The sequence below is a fragment of the Acinetobacter sp. 'aerobic (ED)' genome, from assembly GCF_904886855.1.
Classification (GTDB): domain Bacteria; phylum Pseudomonadota; class Gammaproteobacteria; order Pseudomonadales; family Moraxellaceae; genus Acinetobacter; species Acinetobacter courvalinii.
Genome location: NZ_CAJHGI010000005.1, coordinates 217,294 through 235,162, shown reverse-complemented (window position 1 = coordinate 235,162; position 17,869 = coordinate 217,294). Strand labels below are relative to the sequence as shown.

The 17,869-nt window shown below is 42.1% G+C and carries 15 protein-coding genes and 1 tRNA gene; 8 read left to right on the top strand and 8 right to left on the bottom strand.

The window, feature by feature from the left end:
* Positions 1–40 precede the first annotated feature (40 nt).
* From JO943_RS12415 to JO943_RS12405, 3 genes are all read left to right on the top strand, one after another.
* On the top strand, positions 41–958 hold the full coding sequence (locus JO943_RS12415; protein ID WP_005227023.1) for a patatin-like phospholipase family protein: 918 nt from the start codon (positions 41–43) through the stop codon (positions 956–958).
* 179 nt (positions 959–1,137) lie between these two features.
* Positions 1,138–1,596 (top strand): NfeD family protein, encoded by a 459-nt coding sequence (locus tag JO943_RS12410; RefSeq protein WP_005227022.1) that lies wholly within the window; start codon positions 1,138–1,140, stop codon positions 1,594–1,596.
* Between the two features lie 18 nt (positions 1,597–1,614).
* Positions 1,615–2,466, top strand: a complete 852-nt coding sequence (locus JO943_RS12405) for an SPFH domain-containing protein (RefSeq protein WP_202740930.1) — start codon at positions 1,615–1,617, stop codon at positions 2,464–2,466.
* Positions 2,467–2,512: 46 nt separating this feature from the next.
* Here JO943_RS12405 and JO943_RS12400 read toward each other — a convergent pair whose 3' ends face one another.
* From JO943_RS12400 to prpF, 4 genes are all read right to left on the bottom strand, one after another.
* On the bottom strand, positions 2,513–2,881 hold the full coding sequence (locus JO943_RS12400) for an MmcQ/YjbR family DNA-binding protein (protein ID WP_202740929.1): 369 nt from the start codon (positions 2,879–2,881) through the stop codon (positions 2,513–2,515).
* Positions 2,882–2,998: 117 nt separating this feature from the next.
* A complete protein-coding gene (locus JO943_RS12395; RefSeq protein ID WP_202740928.1) occupies positions 2,999–3,460 on the bottom strand; it encodes a GNAT family N-acetyltransferase in 462 nt (153 codons plus the stop codon).
* Between the two features lie 79 nt (positions 3,461–3,539).
* Entirely contained in the window at positions 3,540–4,457 is a 918-nt protein-coding gene (locus JO943_RS12390) for a polyprenyl synthetase family protein (RefSeq protein ID WP_202740927.1), read from the bottom strand.
* A 160-nt stretch (positions 4,458–4,617) separates the two neighbouring features.
* Positions 4,618–5,805: a 2-methylaconitate cis-trans isomerase PrpF gene (gene prpF / locus JO943_RS12385; RefSeq protein WP_202740926.1), complete on the bottom strand. Its 1,188-nt coding sequence runs from the start codon at positions 5,803–5,805 to the stop codon at positions 4,618–4,620.
* 371 nt (positions 5,806–6,176) lie between these two features.
* Between prpF and JO943_RS12380 the strand changes: the two genes are divergently transcribed.
* Together JO943_RS12380 and JO943_RS12375 are read left to right on the top strand one after the other, a co-directional pair.
* Positions 6,177–7,535 carry an amino acid permease gene (locus JO943_RS12380; RefSeq protein ID WP_005227016.1) on the top strand — a complete coding sequence of 453 codons (1,359 nt, stop codon included), beginning with the start codon at positions 6,177–6,179 and terminating at the stop codon, positions 7,533–7,535.
* Between the two features lie 69 nt (positions 7,536–7,604).
* Positions 7,605–7,677: transfer RNA gene (locus JO943_RS12375), tRNA-Arg, on the top strand.
* Positions 7,678–7,863: 186 nt separating this feature from the next.
* Here JO943_RS12375 and JO943_RS12370 read toward each other — a convergent pair.
* The 4 genes from JO943_RS12370 to JO943_RS12355 all read right to left on the bottom strand — a co-directional run bounded on the left by JO943_RS12370 (position 7,864) and on the right by JO943_RS12355 (position 12,756).
* On the bottom strand, positions 7,864–8,424 hold the full coding sequence (locus JO943_RS12370; RefSeq protein WP_202740925.1) for a phosphatase PAP2 family protein: 561 nt from the start codon (positions 8,422–8,424) through the stop codon (positions 7,864–7,866).
* A gap of 203 nt (positions 8,425–8,627) precedes the next feature.
* Entirely contained in the window at positions 8,628–9,737 is a 1,110-nt protein-coding gene (locus tag JO943_RS12365) for a porin (protein WP_032875011.1), read from the bottom strand.
* A 139-nt stretch (positions 9,738–9,876) separates the two neighbouring features.
* Positions 9,877–11,214: a CitMHS family transporter gene (locus JO943_RS12360; protein WP_005227013.1), complete on the bottom strand. Its 1,338-nt coding sequence runs from the start codon at positions 11,212–11,214 to the stop codon at positions 9,877–9,879.
* Positions 11,215–11,682: 468 nt separating this feature from the next.
* A complete protein-coding gene (locus JO943_RS12355) occupies positions 11,683–12,756 on the bottom strand; it encodes an AraC family transcriptional regulator (RefSeq protein WP_202740924.1) in 1,074 nt (357 codons plus the stop codon).
* A gap of 132 nt (positions 12,757–12,888) precedes the next feature.
* Between JO943_RS12355 and JO943_RS12350 the strand changes: the two genes are divergently transcribed.
* The 3 genes from JO943_RS12350 to JO943_RS12340 all read left to right on the top strand — a co-directional run bounded on the left by JO943_RS12350 (position 12,889) and on the right by JO943_RS12340 (position 17,861).
* Positions 12,889–14,349 (top strand): coniferyl aldehyde dehydrogenase, encoded by a 1,461-nt coding sequence (locus JO943_RS12350; RefSeq protein ID WP_202740923.1) that lies wholly within the window; start codon positions 12,889–12,891, stop codon positions 14,347–14,349.
* A 539-nt stretch (positions 14,350–14,888) separates the two neighbouring features.
* The gene (locus tag JO943_RS12345) at positions 14,889–16,379 is read left to right on the top strand and encodes a long-chain fatty acid transporter (protein ID WP_032875016.1); all 1,491 of its coding nucleotides are present in this window, start codon (positions 14,889–14,891) and stop codon (positions 16,377–16,379) included.
* Between the two features lie 252 nt (positions 16,380–16,631).
* On the top strand, positions 16,632–17,861 hold the full coding sequence (locus tag JO943_RS12340) for an OmpP1/FadL family transporter (RefSeq protein ID WP_202740922.1): 1,230 nt from the start codon (positions 16,632–16,634) through the stop codon (positions 17,859–17,861).
* The last annotated feature ends 8 nt before the right edge of the window (positions 17,862–17,869 follow it).

The window sequence follows — 17,869 nt, the reverse complement described above, 5'->3', positions numbered from 1 at the left end:
TGATGTGCCCATCTTCCTGTACATTTTATCTGCATTTGTTATGAACATTGCTCGTCTGTCCTGCTTGGCTGTTTTTGGTCTTGCTTTATTTGGCTGTGATCAGATCACAAAGAAAACTCCACCCACCACCGCAATTCAGGCACGTGAGCCTGTGGTTGCGCTGGCATTAGGCGGTGGCGGTGCCAAAGGCTTTGCCCATATTGGTGTGATTAAAGTCTTAGAATCGCATGGCATCAAACCAAAAATCGTGACAGGCACCAGTGCCGGTAGCTTTGTCGGCAGTATTTATGCCAGCGGTCAAACGCCCTATCAAATGCAGAACCTTGCCCTGAAACTGCAAGAATCGGATTTACGTGATCTGACCATTAATAGCCAAGGCATTATTCTCGGTCAGAAACTCCAGAATTATGTGAATAATCAAGTCGGCAATAAACCGATTGAACAATTCCCGATTCGTTTTGCTGCAGTCGCCACCCGTTTAGACAGTGGCAAAAAAGCCGAATTTATTAAAGGCAATGCCGGTCAGGCGGTACGTGCCTCTTGCAGTATTCCCAATGTGTTTGTCCCTGCGGTCATCGGCAAGACCAAATATGTGGATGGTGGCTTGGTCAGTCCAATTCCGGTGAAAACCGCGAAGGACATGGGGGCCGATATCGTGATTGCGGTGGATATTTCTGCACGACCTGTCGGTGGTAAGCCGCTCAGCATGTGGGGCTTGTTAGACCAGACCATTAATATTATGGGTCAACAAAGCATTAATGAAGAACTGAATCAGGCCACCATCGTGATTCAACCTAAAGTGGGTCATCTAGGCGTACTGGATCTTAAATCGAGTAATCAAGCCATTTTAGAAGGTGAAAAAGCAGCTCAGGCCAAGATCACGGCGATTCAAAGTGCAATTAGCGCATTTAAGAAATCTCCCGCTGCCTTAAAACCGGCACCACGACCAAAATTCTAAAACTCCTCCTCAAAGGCTGTTGAGACTACTAAAACGTGCATTATCCCCAGTTTTTTAGTCCTCAACAGCCACAATGCCTAAAAAAACAATCTTTTCATATTCATAAAGATAATCATCTGCTACAGTGCTAAGGTGAATGTTTTTTCACCTCTACTCCGTTTAATTATGCGAGCAAATCTATGGAATTTGTAGTTGAACCTTGGCACTGGTTTGTATTAGGGATTTTACTGATTCTTTCAGAACTGATTTTGCCTGCTTTTGCTGCATTGTGGTTTGGCATAGCAGCAGTCATGGTGTGTATTTTACTGTGGCTTTTCCCGATGATGGGTTTTACCACCCAAGTAATTACTTGGGGTATTTTATCTATTTTATGTACGATTCTCTGGTTCAAATTTATCAAACCGCTGTCGATTGATAAAACCAAAGCAGGTCTCCCTCGCGAAGCAACCATTGGTCAAGTCGGTATGGTGATCCAGACCGGACTTGAACATGGACAAATTATTGTACGCTTTCCGATCCCTGTTTTAGGTTCTGATGAATGGCATTGCCGTTGTACAACTCCGGTACATGTCGGTGATCGCGTTCGCGTGGTTGATATTTTGGGTAATGATTTAGTCGTTCAACCTCATACGTCATAAACACAAAGAGGGTTTCTAATGTCTGTCGGTACGATTGTTGTTTTAGCTTTTTTAGCTTTTATCGGTGTAACTATTTTTAAAGGGGTGCGTATTGTTCCCCAAGGTTATAAATGGATTGTGCAACGTTTAGGTAAATACCATACCACGTTGAGTCCAGGTCTAAACTTCGTGATTCCTTATGTGGATGAAGTGGCATATAAAATTACTACCAAAGATATTGTTCTGGATATTCCTTCACAAGAAGTGATTACTCGTGACAATGCGGTGTTGGTGATGAATGCCGTAGCGTACATCAACCTGACCACACCAGAAAAAGCGGTGTACGGCATTGAGAACTATACCTGGGCTATTCAAAATCTGGTGCAGACGTCACTGCGTTCGATCGTGGGTGAAATGGATCTGGATGATGCGCTTTCTTCGCGTGATCATATTAAGGCAAAACTTAAAGCGGCCATTTCTGATGATATTTCAGATTGGGGTATCACCCTGAAAACCGTGGAAATTCAGGATATTCAACCCTCACACACCATGCAGGCGGCGATGGAAGCGCAAGCAGCCGCTGAACGCCAGCGTCGTGCCACTGTGACCAAAGCGGATGGTGAAAAACAGGCTGCAATTCTGGAAGCAGATGGTCGTCTGGAAGCGTCGCGTCGTGATGCAGAAGCACAGGTTGTGCTAGCAGAATCTTCACAACGTGCCATTGAAATGGTGACCAGTGCGGTAGGTGATAAGGAGATTCCTGTGGCGTATCTGCTCGGTGAACAATACGTGAAAGCAATGCAGGATTTAGCTAAATCTGGCAATGCCAAAACGGTGGTTCTGCCTGCCGATGTACTCAATGCCATTCGTGGCATCATGGGCAAACATTAAGTCATCTATCCAATAAAAAAAGCAGCGTAAACGCTGCTTTTTTTATTTAAACACTTCCGATCAGTTTTCGGGTTCTAAGTGGCAGTTTTACTATGATGAGATCATAGGAATCCTGAATGAGATCCTGTAGCAGATCAGGCGTGATTTCTGGGCTACTGGCAATCGAAATCCAGTGTTTCTTATTCATGTGATAACCCGCTGAAATCGCAGAATAGAGTTCCTGATATTCCAGACTTTTCTCTGGCTTACATTTCACCGTGACAAGCAATGTTCCAGCATTAAAACCGATATACATAAACATTTTGTCAAAGACTTTGAATACCTCAAATTCGGGACCAAAAGGTTGCGACTGGATTGCAAAAGGCAGGTTTTGCGCATAGTACAACGCGCATTGTTCGAGTTGGTTCTGATTCATGACATTTTCCCCTACTCTATTATTTGGCTTGATTTTAGGACTATGTATGTTCGTACATGATAGCTCAAATTAAATTTTCCACAGCAGCCTTCTCAGCTCAAGGCCAATGAGATCCGGTCAAATATGATTGAAGGATAAAGTGAAGAATCGGGTTCCTGTTTGCTCCTGAAAACCGAGTTTTTGATATAAGTTTTGTGCTTGTATATTCTCGGCACCGGTCTCTAATGCAATAAATTTGGCCTGTGTGTCTTGCGCAAATTGGATGGCTTGCTGCATTAAGGATACTGCAATACCTTGTCGACGATAGTTCTGATCCACATAGAGATCATTTAAAATCCAAGCATTACCCAGCGATACTGAAGAAAAAGTCGGATAGAGCTGTACAAAACCAATGATCTTGTTGTTGTCATTTTTCCGGATAAAAAATACTGAATCCTGATTATTTAATCTGTTTTCAATAAATTGTATTGCACCCGCTAAATCGCTGGCCTGTTGATAAAAAACCCGATAGGCATTAAATATTTCAGCGAGCGTGTCCACATCTTGAATTGATGGCGCATCGGCTGTATTTATTTGCATTTTTGTTATTTCCAAAAAATAAAAGACCATAAGCTTGGTCTTTTATAACATCAATCAATGGAGAAAAACTGACTGGCTTTTAACTTTTACGCGCTAGCAAAAACTTTGAGATGTCGACCAGTTCTTTGGCATCATCCCCAAAATACGCTAAAGCGTCAAAGGCCTGATCATGCAGGCTTTGCGCATAGGCTTGTGCTTGTTCCAGCCCCATTAAAGCAGGATAGGTCGACTTCTGCGTTTGCTCATCTTTACCTGCGGTTTTGCCCAAGGTTTCTGTGCTGGCAGTAATATCCAGAATGTCATCTTGTACCTGAAACGCCAGACCAATAGTTTGCCCAAATTGACGTAATTTAGGAATCGCCTGATCCGTGCCCGCAAAGATGGTTACAGCGCCCATCATGATCGCGGCCTGAATCAAGGCACCGGTTTTATTACGGTGAATATTTTCCAATTCGGCCTGATTGACTTGCTTACCGGCCCCTTCTGCCTGCAAATCCAGGACCTGACCGCAGACCATTTTTGAACTCGCGGTCGCCAAGATCTGTACCTGCTTCAACACAATCGCGGCTTCAGTTCCCTGGCCCTGTTCATCAAACAGACTACTGCCCAGGATTTCAAAGGCCATCGACTGCAAAATATCACCTGCCAACAGTGCTGTATCTTCACCAAAGGCGACATGACAAGTCGGCTGTCCACGACGCAATAAATCATTGTCCATACATGGCAAATCATCATGCGCCAGTGAATAACAATGGATCAGTTCAACCGCAACTGCTGCACGGCGAGCCGCTGCAAAATTATGATTCGGTTGCAAAGATGCTGCGGCATAACAGAGTGCTGGACGAACACGCTTTCCACCAAGCATGACGGCATGATGAACAGCTGCTTTTAAAGGTTCTGGAATCGAAAATGCAGCCAATGCTGTCAATAAATCCTGTTGAATACGTTGTTGAGCTTGTTTTAAAACATCCGCATTAACTTGAGAAATAGATGACACAATTGCCTCGGGAAATCTTAATGGAAGGAAAATGACAAGACTTGCCAGAATGGCGACATCATAACACTATTTATCTGAAGAAATTGCATTTGTAGTTTTAATCGATTCCAAATAATAAAGCCTTCAAATGAAGGCTTTATCGCATCATTCCAATCAGTGCTTAGAAAGTATCCCCAGGTACACGCACCCAACCTTCCATCAATACACGTGCGCTACGGCTCATAATGGCTTTTTTCACCGCCCATTTGCCATCAATCAATTCGGCTTGAGCGCCCACACGTAAGGTGCCGGAAGGATGTCCAAAACGAACAGCTTCACGTTCACCGCCCCCAGCCGCCAAATTCACCAGCGTCCCCGGAATTGCTGCGGCAGTACCAATCGCAACCGCGGCGGTTCCCATCATGGCATGATGTAACTTGCCCATCGACAAGGCACGAACCAGTAAATCAACATCACTGCTCTCAACCGCTTTACCACTTGAAGACGTGTACGATTTTGGTTTTGATACAAAAGCAATTTTAGGGGTGTGCTGGCGTGCAGCTGCTTCTGAAATGTCTTTAATCAGCCCCATGTGCACCGCGCCATAGGCACGGATTTTTTCAAATCGTGCTAAAGCAGCCGCATCACCATTAATATGATCTTGTAATTCTGTACCTTGATAACCGATATCTTCGGCATTCAGAAAAATGGTTGGAATGCCTGCATTAATAAATGTTGCTTCAAAAGTACCTACCTCAGGAACAGTCAATTGATCCACAACATTTCCTGTCGGGAACATATCGCCGCCTTCTTCACCATCATCTGCAGGATCCAGGAATTCAATCTGAACTTCTGCTGCAGGGAACGTTACCCCGTCAAGTTCAAAATCACCGGTTTCCTGTACTTCGCCATTGCTCACAGGCACATGTGCGATAATGGTTTTCTGGATATTCTTCTGCCAGATGCGTACCGTACAAATGCCATTTTCAGGAATACGGTCGGCATTGACCAGACCATTAGAAATCGCAAATGAACCCACAGCAGCGGTGAGGTTGCCGCAGTTGCCACTCCAGTCCACAAATGGCTGATCAATCGATACTTGTCCAAATAGATAATCCACATCATGGTCTGGCTCTGAACTTTTTGCCAGAATCACGGTTTTGCTGGTACTGGAGGTTGCGCCACCCATCCCGTCAATCTGCTTGCCATAAGGGTCCGGACTGCCAATCACGCGTAGAAGAAGTTGATCACGTGCCTTGCCTGCTACCTGTGCCGCTGCGGGTAAATCATCCAGTTTGAAAAATACCCCTTTACTTGTGCCACCGCGCATATAGGTTGCAGCGACTTTGATTTGCGGTACTGAGCTCATGTCCATTCTTCCTTTTATCATATTCTTGGTGCAGCGGTATTTTGCATCTCAAATTACTGCACAGCCGTTATAAATACCATACGACCAATGGTGCCTGATTATATTTTCATGGATAAAATATGTGCATTATATTGAGTATTTTTCATTGCTTACACAATGGCAAAAATGCGAATCCATCCGTCGGGAAAAACAAGAATCGGATTTTACTGTATAAATATGAAGCAAATTTCACATTAATATCAATCTAAATATATAATTTTAAATAACTTTTAAAAACAACTTTGCAGTCATGGCAATGCTGTACTTTTACTAGGCGAAAATCAATCAATCTATTAGAATAATCCAGTTAATTCCTCGTCGAGCTCAGTCCTTTGAACAACGATTCTTCTCAACTTCAGCGTGGACTAAAAAACCGCCATATCCAACTCATCGCGATGGGTGGAGCAATTGGTACGGGCTTATTTTTAGGTTCTGCGCAAATTATCCAGTCTGCTGGACCATCTATTATTTTGGGGTATGCAATTGGCGGCTTGATTGTTTTTCTAATCATGCGTCATTTAGGTGAAATGATTGTTGAAGAACCTGTTGCAGGTTCATTTAGTCATTTTGCTTATAAATATTGGGGTAAATTTCCAGGTTTTATTACGGGCTGGAACTATTGGGTGCTCTACATCCTTGTGGCAATGACTGAGCTCACCGCCGTAGGTAAATACATTAATTACTGGTGGCCGCAAATCCCCGCCTGGCAGTCGGTCTTGTTTTTCTTTGTGGTGATTACCGCAGTCAACCTGACCAATGTTAAATTTTATGGTGAATCAGAGTTCTGGTTAGCGATCATCAAGGTGACAGCGGTCGTGGCCATGATCCTGTTTGGTCTGTTCCTCCTGTTCACTGCCGATGCAAACTCGACGGCCTCATTTAGCAACCTGTGGTCACAAGGCGGCTTTTTCCCGCATGGCTTCGATGGTCTGTTCTACATGTTGGCATTCTTGATGTTTGCCTTTGGGGGAATTGAACTGATCGGTATGGCCGCGGCAGAAGCCAAAGATCCAAAGACCACGATTCCTAAAGCGATTAACCAGGTGGTGATTCGTATTCTGGTGTTCTATGTCGGTTCACTGGCGATCCTGTTGTCGCTTGTACCTTGGAACCAGCTCGATCTTGGCGGTTTGGATAAGAGTCCATTCGTGATGATTTTCAGTCAGATGGGGATCGGTTGGGCCGCGCATTTACTGAACTTTATTATCCTGACAGCAGCATTGTCAGTGTATAACAGCGGAATGTATGCCAATAGCCGCATGGTCTTTGGTTTAGCCCAACAAGGCAATGCACCGAAAATCTTTACCAAAACCAATAAGCAAGGTGTCCCTGTTCCAGCAGTACTGCTCTCTGCGTTCCTGATCTTTGGCTGTGTGTTACTTAACTACTTTGTACCTGAAGATGCCTTAGGTCATTTGATGTATGTTGTTGTTGGTGCGCTGGTTTTAAACTGGGCCATGATCAGTTTGACCCATTTAAAATATCGTCGTCATATCAAAACAGCACAAATCAAAACCTCATATCCTGCGCTATGGTCTCCATTCAGTAACTATCTGGTGTTGGCATTTATTGGTGTTGTGCTGTATATCATGTGGCAGCAAGGCTTTAAAGAATCAGTGCTGATGATTCCAATCTGGATTGTATTGATGTTTATTTTTTATAAGTTTTTAAATCGTAATACTGAAAACTAACAGTTGATCGGTTTCCTCAAAAAGTGATTGCGTTTGCAGTCACTTTTTTGTTTATAATCATCAAATTATGCGCTTATAGCTTAACTGGATAGAGCAGTTGCCTCCTAAGCGACCGACGTGGGTTCGAGTCCCGCTGAGCGCATAGCCCTTTTAATGAAGCTTGCCTTCCACAAGCTGCTGGTTAAGTAAGATTTTCGCCTGAGTTTATAGTTGTTGTTCTGCTTTTACTATTTTTCTGCACACGATTTTGTCTGTTTATTTTATTCAGATAACTCAGCCATAAAAAAACGGAGCATCTGCTCCGTTTTTCTTTAGGTATATCTCAAAACTAGTCGATCACACGGATGGGACGGATTCGTCTGATTTTTAACGTCATTTCTTTTAAAACATAGTTGGTGGCAACAACCAGTAAAAAGCCGATAATAAAAGAACCGACGATATCGAAAGGAAAATGCACACCTACAAAAACTCGGGATGCGCCTACCACCAGGCTCAGCACCAAACCAACGATACCAATCTTTTTAAAACCCGCCAGCAAATAAGAGAAGGCAATAATCACAATGGTTAAAGTATGTTGGCTCGGAAAAGAAGATGAGGCACCATGCCCAATTAATTTATCGCCCAAATGCAGCTGGAATGGTCGAGGATGATGATAAAAGAATTCGATCACATCACTTATAACCAGTGAAAACAGCACAATCAGCAAGGTTTTTGCGAACAGAAGACCATAGGTTTTCCACTGAAGCACCAATAACAACACCAGAAAACTAATAAAAACCGTATTTAGATCTTCAGCTAAAAAAATTACGATCTTGTCTAAAACAGGTGAATCTTTGGCAAACGTATTGATACTGTTAAACAAAGCAATATTTGTATCTTTAAAAATCATTTTCCGTTGTTATCCATACTATCCATGACAGATTTATAGCCCTACCATACAGGACTAAAATGTAAAAATTATGAATTTTTATGGATTATTCTGCACTGATTTGCAAACGTGGCTACACAACCGCTTCATTCGGAACAACAATCCAGCTTACTGAATAAATAGAGTCAATCACCTCTACTTATTCAGCTTAACCTTTTATTTTATTAGAATTTAAATTCTAAACCACTACCGACTACAGGTTGCTTATCTTTAGCATTGGCCTGCTCAAAAGTTGAATAGCCGCCATAACCATAGACTTTCACTTGTTTATTAAAGGCATAATCTGTTCCGACAAGCAGTTGCTTGACATCGAAGTCAGCTGCGCCATTTTTGAAGCTGGTAGAGTTCTGGCTATATTGCGCCTTGACTGCCCATTTTGACTGATTGGGAAACTTGTACTCAGCACCGATTAACCAGCCCTGTGCATCATCGATATCAACTGCGGCCTCATCATTTCCTTTTTTATCAGTAACTTTAGAGGTTTGATATAAGGTTTTTAATGCCAGTCCTTCGATTGGCGTCAAACGTCCAATCACACGTACCGTATCAGCTGCGGCAAATACTTCATCAACTTTAGTTTCGGTGTCTTTGCTATTTAACAGGCCATGTCCCAAGAAATCACTTGGAATTGCCTTGTCATAACCAACACCAACCAAGAACATCGGATGGTTATAGCTCAACGAGGCAGACCAGGCATCGCCCAAACCACGTCCAGCGACATTGACACCACCATGCCCGTCATCCTCAATCCCTTTGCTCTCGCCTGTTGCCAGCAATACACTCGCTTCCAGATTACCTTCATATAATGCAATCTCAGGAGAGTCATACACCACGACATTATTGACCCGGTTTTCACCCGTCATAATTCCCGTGATATCGGCTTTATTACTGATATAGTTATTAAAACTATCAACTGGGCTGGATAAATCTTTTAATGGGGTATTATGTTTACCTACTTTAAGTGTACCTAAACGGTCATCTTTTAAACCGATAAAACGATTACGCTGCGACCAGTCGGTTTTATCACCATCGGCATAAAATGCCCATTCAGCCAAATAAACAGCACTTAAATGTTCGGTTAATTTTTCTTCACCTTTAATCCCGACAAATGAACTATTACTGTTCACTTTCCATACATCGCGGTTGGATGAATGGGCATTCATTTCGGGTAAATAATCCAGACTGGCATCAATTTCGCCGTATAATTTTGGCGCTGCAAATGCAGAACTTGCTGCAATACTCATCATTGTGACGAATAAAATTCTCATCTTCATTGTTATCTTCCTAACCATCTCAAAAAAAATTAAAACAAATCTCTTTCGCTCTATTCCAAGCAAAAAATAAATAAACAGGGATTCAAATCAAATGATGTGCTTTTATATTTTCGACATAAAAGCACATGAATAATCAGAATTACAGATTATAAAATGGAAAAACACCAAATATCAAAGCACTACCCATGAGTACGCAACAGGTAATAAATGCCCACTTCAAGGTAAATTTTTGATGATCGGCCAATTCAACAGAGGCTAAACCACATAATAAATATGTCGAAGGTACCAGTGGAGATAATAAATGAATTGGCTGTCCAATAATCGAGGCACGTGCTACTTCAACAGGGCTAATTCCATAATGTGATGCTGCTTCAGCTAAAATCGGTAACACACCAAAATAGAAAGCATCATTCGACATGAAGAAGGTTAGAGGCATGCTCAAAACCCCAGTGATCGGTGCCAGATAAGGTCCTAAGCTTGGCGGAATCACAGCGACGAAGCCTTTCGACATCGCTTCAACCATGCCCGTACCCGATAAAATACCGGTGAATACACCTGCAGCAAAAATCACACCGACCACGGCCAATACGCTATCCGCATGCATCGCAATCCGTTTTTTCTGCATATTGACGCATGGGTAGTTCACCACCAATGCAATACAGAAGCCCAGCATAAATAGGATCGACATCGGTAAAATCCCTTTTACCAAAGACGCCATGAGTACCAGGGTAAGAATACCGTTAAACCAGCGTAAGTGCGGACGTTGTGCTTCCGGATCTTTAGAAATGGAAATATTATCCGCATGGCTAATATCCACCAGTTCAATCACGCCCAGACGTTTACGCTCATATTTGCCATAGAGATAGGCCAGGAAGAATAACCAGGCTGCTGCAATCACCATAGATGGAATCATCGGGATAAAAACATCACTGGCATCGACCTGAAGCGCACTGGCTGCACGTGCGGTTGGCCCGCCCCACGGCGTAAGGTTCATCACACCACTGCACAGCAACATCAAGCAGGTCATGATCAGCGGATTCATTCCCACCCGTTTATATAATGGCATCATGGCTGCCACACAGATCATATAGGTGGTTGAACCGTCACCATCCAAGGATACCAGCAGGGTTAAAAAGACCGTTCCTAAAGTGATTTTTAGTGGATCACCTTTGACTTTCTTCAAAATCCATCTGACGGACGGGTCGAATAGGCCCGAGTCGATCATTAAAGCAAAATATAAAATGGCGAAAAGTAGCATTACGCCTGTTGGAGCAAGCTTCTTAATACCATCCAGCATGGTATTTCCAAGCTCAGCCAACTGAATATGGCTCAGGCTTTCAAAATAGAAACCTAAGCCCCAGGCAATAATAGCGAAGATAAAAGGAATTAAGATTAATGCAACCAATGCACTGAGACGTTTTGACATGATCAAATACATGAAACACATGATCATGCTGATACCTAAAAAAGTCAGCATTTAAAGCAATCCTTAGCCTGATAAGTTTTTTTTATGGGTAAACACCTTACCCGAATTAAGGACCGATTCTATGCGATTTAACTTTAAGCAATTCATTTAATTTTATTATATGTACACCCCACCCATTCACATGAAAAATGTTTTAAAAATTAAAGTGGGTTCATTATTATCAAATTTATGATTTTTAAAATATTATTATATACCGAACAATCAAAATAAGCTTTTTAAATGACCTATATTGATTAAAATAATGACACATTATGGTGCAATTTTTGATTAAAATTTAACACATTTTATTGAATGATAATTAAAATAAATATCATTTAATTATCCGGCAACACGCTTGGCTAAAATACAAGCGGCTATCTGCTTATTTAAAAGGACTGGAAAATTATAACAATATACTTTCTAATTTATATCAGAAAATAAAAGAGTAAATTCATATTTTGAGAATAAAACCTATTTTTCTTATTCAATTATCTTGTTTTTATGCGCTCTATATTCATTTGGTGAAATACCCACCCAGTTCCGGTATGCTTTCCTGAAATTCGAGGTATCTGAAAATCCCAATCGTTCCGCAATTTCATCCACACTTAAACTGGTGGCTAAATATTCATCTGCCAGTCGTCTTCTAGTGCTATCTAAAATCTCCTGATAGCTCATCTCGAGATCTGCCAGACGACGGTATAAGGTCCTTTTGGATAAATGCAGTTGATCCGCGATTGCTTGCGCGGTCGGAAAGCCCCCGACCGAATCCAATAGTAACAGGCGAATGGTACGTACCAATTCCGGCTCTTGTTGCTCATCCGCTGTACCCAGCATTCGCGCACAAAAGGATTGGCACATGTCCGCCGTAATCGGATTGGCATTGGGACAGGGTTGATCTAGCCACTCAAGTGCAAAATGCCACTGCATCACATCAGCATCAAACTCCACCGGACAACGGAAGGCTTTTTGATATTCTTCGGCATAGGCCGGCGCAGGATAAGGCAGCAACAGTTTTTGCGCTTGAAACGGTGCTTCCAATACACATTCAATCAGGGTTTGAATGGAGCTAAACCAGAACTCGCACACCAACGGTAACAGCTTACCCAACGCAATAATTTCATGACCTTCGAAAATGGCCGTGTTATTTTGAATATAAAAGGTTTTTTTGAGAACGGGGCCTGCAAGCTTGATATGGCGCATCCCTAACTCAGCGGCCTGTTGCAGATTGCGCGATGCATACAAGGCATAGCCATATACCCCAAAATCAGATAAGCGTTGCTTTTGTCCGGCACGTATTCCGATCAGAGGGTCTTTAGACAGGCGCTGGATATTCTGAAAAAGTTTTAACTTCTGATATTGAGAGACATTGGACGTAGCGCTGGTTAAGGCTTCAGCGGCAATCCCCGTTCCTTCCAGCACAACGGGGATTGGATATCCTTGCTGCTGCATTTCATTAAGCAAACTGCTTAAGCCAAGTAAGGGAATTCCCGAGCCAGTATCTGGATCATCATAGCGCCCTTCAATCACATTGTGTCCAGCAGCTGATTTACGCATTTTCTCACCTCTTTCCTTGAGTGATGATGCATAATGGCACGAAATTACTTTTTGTTGTCTCAATTTAACATCGACCACAAAGCACATCAATCATAAAGTCTATTCTACTAATAAGCATGAAAGGAGCAACAAATGACACTTTCAACTTCCCACGCTTTGGCTGATTCGGCAACTGAACATATGTATTCGGTTTTTAAGCAACAACGTCGTGCTTTTGATGCCAAGCCTTATCCGGAGCTAGATGATCGTCGCAGCAAGCTCGTCCAAATAAAAAAACAAATCATCCGTTATCAAGATGTAATTGCAACTGCAATCAATAGTGACTTTAGTTCACGCTCAGTTGATGAGTCAAAATTACTCGACTTGCTCGGTTCAGTACTTGAGGCAGAACATGCGATTCGCCACTTAAAACGCTGGATGCGCCCCAGCAAACGCCATACTGAATTGCTGTTTTTATCCAATCATCTTCGTGTGCAATATCAGCCCAAAGGTGTGGTTGGGGTGATTGTGCCCTGGAACTTCCCGGTTTATCTGGCTTTGGGTCCTCTGATTGCAGCAATTGCTGCGGGCAATCGGGTCATGATTAAACTGCCTGAAGTGACACCCGCCACCAATGCCGTGGTTAAACGTATGCTAGCGGAAGTGTTTAGGGAAGATGAAGTGGCGGTGTTTGGTGAAGAAATTTTAGATCCAGCCCAATTTACCTCTTTGCCTTTTAACCATATCGTATTTACAGGTTCACCTGCGATTGGCCGTGTGGTAATGCGTGCAGCGGCAGACAACCTGACCCCGGTAACACTGGAACTGGGGGGTAAATCCCCGGCCCTGATTAGCCGTAACTATCCTTTAGCCGATGCAGCAAAGCGGGTATTACATGGTAAAGCGACCAATTGTGGTCAGATCTGTGTTGCCCCTGACTATGCATTAGTGCCAAAAGAAAAGGTGGATGACTTCGTTGCTGAATGCCAATCCAGCTTTACCAGCATGTATGGTACAAATATCAGCACGAACTCTAATTACACATCGATTGTAAATGACCGTCATCTCAAACGTTTATTAGAGATACTGGATGATGCACAAGCCAAAGGTGCACAGGTGATTGCCTGCGGTGAATATGATCGTGACAAAGATGCACGCCGTATGCCGGTACATATCGTATTGAATTGCACAGCAGATATGCGGATTTTAAAAGAAGAATTGTTTGGTCCTGTGTTACCTGTTGTTGCCTACGATACTTTAGATGAGGCCCTTCAATATATTCGTTCAGGCGAAAGACCGCTGGCCTTATATTGTTTTAGCCATGATGCCGGTGAACGAGATTATATTCTCAAGCAGACTCACTCAGGTGGGGTCACCATCAATGACTGGGGCTGGCATGTGGTCAATCATGATGCACCTTTTGGTGGCATTGGCAACTCAGGCATGGGGACTTATCACGGTGAAGAAGGTTTCCGAGAACTTTCTCATGCCAAAACCGTATTTGCCCGTCATCGTTTCTTCCCGACCCAACTGTTCTACCCACCTTATGGGACTTGGGTACAAAAGCTGGCCTTACGTTTCTTCTTGAAACAGGGCGATCCGAATATCAAATAACCTCTGTATCAACTGTAGGTTTAAAAAAGCATCTTGTCATGAGGTGCTTTTTTTATTTTAGTCCTATGTGGCCTATGCATCTCTTGTTGTTTAGCCCTAGATAAATTGAAGTGTGGTAGTCCCCGTACAACACAGCTTTCGCAGCAAAATTATTTAAATTCTGAAAATTGGCTTAAAAAACATCAAAAACTTAAATCATGAAGAAATAAATCTCACTTTTTACAAAAAATCTTTGACCAAATAAAAAACTTTTTTTTCAAAACTGCAAAAATAAATGATTATTATTTGAAAATAATATTTTATATTTATCATCATATTACCAATAAAAACACATATGTATATAAATTTTTTAAGATTTATTTTTGTCCACTTTCTACGATCTGCTCATACTGTCGAGTTCATTTAGAACATTTACTCTTATTTTAATTATGGTATTTTTGTTACATGAAGTTATAGCCAATCACAATAGATAACTTTTTTGTTGTCAGATCATAGCTTCTTAACACTTAAGAATCTTGAAGTTCAAGGAAAGATTAAAAATGAAATTAAAACATCTTAGCACTGCCATGATCTTAGCAACGCTACCTGCAACTGGAGTTTTTGCAGCAGCGTTAGACCGTTCAGGTCAATCTATGTCTGCTTTTTTACAGCCGGGTAATTATTTTGAAGCGGGGATTTCGGTTCTAGATCCAACAGTAAAAGGTCAAGAAGCAGGTACGTCGTCAACAACACGTAAAATTGGCGATATGGGCGACGATTATATGTTTCCTAGCGCGGCCTTAAAACTTCAACTGACAGACAATGTTTCATTTGGTCTACTTTACGATCAACCATTTGGCGCTGATGCAAAATATACAGGTGAAAATGTTTTTGTATCAAATCCTGGTTCTGATACAGTGTTACCTGTTGAAAAAACAAATGCTTTAGTACAGAAGAAAGTAACTGATTATTTAACCTCTACTGCAGGCCAAGCACAAATTAATCAGCTTGTTCAAAGCGGCATGACCCCTGCCCAAGCCCAAGCAACAGTCACTCAAGGCTTCTTGAACAGTCCTCAAGTTAAAGCTCTACAAAAAGGCCTACAAGATGCGAATAACTCATTAGGTGTTGGTAACACGGCTGTAGAAGTAGACACGCAAAATATTTCACTCGTTTTTGGTTATCAACCAATTAAAAACATTAATCTTTATGCCGGTGGTGTTTACCAAACTGTAAAAGGTAAAGTAAATCTTCGTGGTACTGCTTACAGTATCTACAATGGTTATGATGCTGATATTAAAGAAACAGGTGGTGCGGGTTGGTTAGTGGGTGCAGCATATCAGATTCCTGAAATTGCGCTTAAAGCATCGGTAACTTATCGCTCTGAAATTGATCACAAAGTAAATATTAATGAAAAGTTTGCTGTGACTTCAGCTTTAACAAGTAATCCAGCAGTTTTAGCTGGCTTATTGGGCATTTCTCCGGCAGAAGCATTAGCTCAGGCTCAAGCTCTTGAAGAAGGTAGTGCTGGTAAGAAAACTAAAATCACAACACCTCAATCTGTTAACCTAGATTTCCAGACTGGCATCATGGCAAATACAGTTGCCTTTGCGAATGTGCGTTGGGTGAACTGGAAAGATTTTGCAATCCAGCCTTACAAGTTTGGTTTATTATCTAAACAAATTGGTGGTTTAGTCGGTCGTCCAGATGGTTTCAACCTTGTTGAATATGCTGATGACCAATGGTCTGTAAATGCTGGTGTGGGTCGTAAACTTAGCGAACAATGGGCGGGTAACGTTTCTGTAGGTTGGGATTCTGGTGCAGGTAACCCTGTGACCACACTTGGTCCAACAGAAGGTTACTGGAACGTAGGTCTAGGCTTACAATATAGCCCGACTCCTGCAACATTTATCGCGGGTGGCGTGAAATATTTCTGGTTAGGCGATGCGAAAGCGCAAACTGGCGCTCAAGCAGGTGGTAACGAATATGTCGCTAAGTTTGAAGATAACAATGCGATCGCTTACGGTTTAAAAATTGGTTATAAATTCTAATCCAATCATTTAAAACAGAAGGCCATCTCAGGATGGCCTTTTTTATTCCCTTTTAATAAATAAAATCAAAATAATAGTTAAATATCATTGCTTATTTAGCACACAAAATTCGCCAATAAAAAATGTGAATGCTCAAGTATTTTTGGTGACCTTAGCAGTTCATTTATTGACATTTGTAAAATATTTAAGCCCATAAAAATTATGATACTTTTCGCGCCATTCTGTTACAAAGTGATTTGAGAGAACATATTAATGAAGCTGAATGCTATTCAAACGGCTCTTCTACTTAGCTTGGTTCCAACAACGACAACATTTGCCGCAGCACTGGATCGCTCAGGCCAATCAATTGCAGCATTCCTGCAACCCAACAATTATTTTGAAGCAGGTATTACCATTCTTGATCCGAATGTATCAGGTAAAGATATCTCGCAAAACAATACAGGCAATATGGCGAACCATTATTACTCGCCTAATGCTGCCTTAAAAATTCAAGCAACCGACAAATTTTCAATTGGTTTGATCTATGATCAGCCTTATGGTGCCGATGCAGAATATACAGGTCATAGTAACTTTATCGAAAGCCGCCCTGTCCCGTTTAAAGGTGGCACATCCGTTACTGTGGATACTGAAAACTTAAACCTGTTATTCGGTTACCAGCCAAACCAGAACTGGAACCTGTATGCAGGTGCGGTTTATCAAACCTTAGACAGTACAGTGTTATTACGCGGTCAAAGCTATAGTGCATATAGCGGTTATGATTTTAAAACAGGCCGTGATGAAGCAGTGGGCTGGTTAGCTGGGGTGGCATATCAAGTCCCTGAGATTGCGCTTAAAGCCTCTCTAACTTATCGCGCCAAGATCAAGCATGAAATGAATGCTTATGAAACGCATGGTGTAGCGGGTATGACTGGTAATGCTGGTTTTGATGCTGTTTTAAATAAAATTAATAACTCAGAAGGTGTGACAGAAATTACTACGCCTCAATCGGTTAACCTCGATTTCCAAACAGGCATTATGGAAAATACAGTTGCATTCGCGAATTTACGTTGGGTGAACTGGAAAGACTTTGCGATTCGTCCGTATAAATTTGGTGCTGCTTCGACTTTACCACCAATCATTGCTTCAACAGGCAAAAAAGATGGTTTCGATCTGGTGGCCTATACCGAAGATCAATACTCGATTACCGCAGGCGTTGGTCGCAAAATCAATGACCAATGGGCTGGCAACCTCTCTGTAGGTTGGGACTCTGGTGCAGGTAACCCTGTCACCACATTAGGCCCAACAGAAGGCTACTGGAATGTCGGTGTAGGTGTTCAATATAGCCCTACCCCTGCAACCTTTATTGCGGGTGGTGTGAAATACTTCTGGCTCGGTGATGCCAAAGCGCAATCAGGTTCTCAATTTAATACACCGGGTTATGTCGCTGAATTTGAAAATAATGATGCAATCGCATATGGCTTAAAAATTGGCTATAAGTTCTAATGATTAAC

Coding starts and splice junctions, on each gene's coding strand:
- JO943_RS12395 (WP_202740928.1), bottom strand. CDS start 3,460: ATGCAAATAAATACAGCCGATGCGCCATCAATTCAAGATGTGGACACG.
- JO943_RS12405 (WP_202740930.1), top strand. CDS start 1,615: ATGTCTGTCGGTACGATTGTTGTTTTAGCTTTTTTAGCTTTTATCGGT.
- JO943_RS12340 (WP_202740922.1), top strand. CDS start 16,632: ATGAAGCTGAATGCTATTCAAACGGCTCTTCTACTTAGCTTGGTTCCA.
- JO943_RS12350 (WP_202740923.1), top strand. CDS start 12,889: ATGACACTTTCAACTTCCCACGCTTTGGCTGATTCGGCAACTGAACAT.
- JO943_RS12410 (WP_005227022.1), top strand. CDS start 1,138: ATGGAATTTGTAGTTGAACCTTGGCACTGGTTTGTATTAGGGATTTTA.
- JO943_RS12355 (WP_202740924.1), bottom strand. CDS start 12,756: ATGCGTAAATCAGCTGCTGGACACAATGTGATTGAAGGGCGCTATGAT.
- JO943_RS12345 (WP_032875016.1), top strand. CDS start 14,889: ATGAAATTAAAACATCTTAGCACTGCCATGATCTTAGCAACGCTACCT.
- JO943_RS12370 (WP_202740925.1), bottom strand. CDS start 8,424: ATGATTTTTAAAGATACAAATATTGCTTTGTTTAACAGTATCAATACG.
- JO943_RS12400 (WP_202740929.1), bottom strand. CDS start 2,881: ATGAATCAGAACCAACTCGAACAATGCGCGTTGTACTATGCGCAAAAC.
- JO943_RS12415 (WP_005227023.1), top strand. CDS start 41: ATGAACATTGCTCGTCTGTCCTGCTTGGCTGTTTTTGGTCTTGCTTTA.
- JO943_RS12360 (WP_005227013.1), bottom strand. CDS start 11,214: ATGCTGACTTTTTTAGGTATCAGCATGATCATGTGTTTCATGTATTTG.
- JO943_RS12365 (WP_032875011.1), bottom strand. CDS start 9,737: ATGAAGATGAGAATTTTATTCGTCACAATGATGAGTATTGCAGCAAGT.
- prpF (WP_202740926.1), bottom strand. CDS start 5,805: ATGAGCTCAGTACCGCAAATCAAAGTCGCTGCAACCTATATGCGCGGT.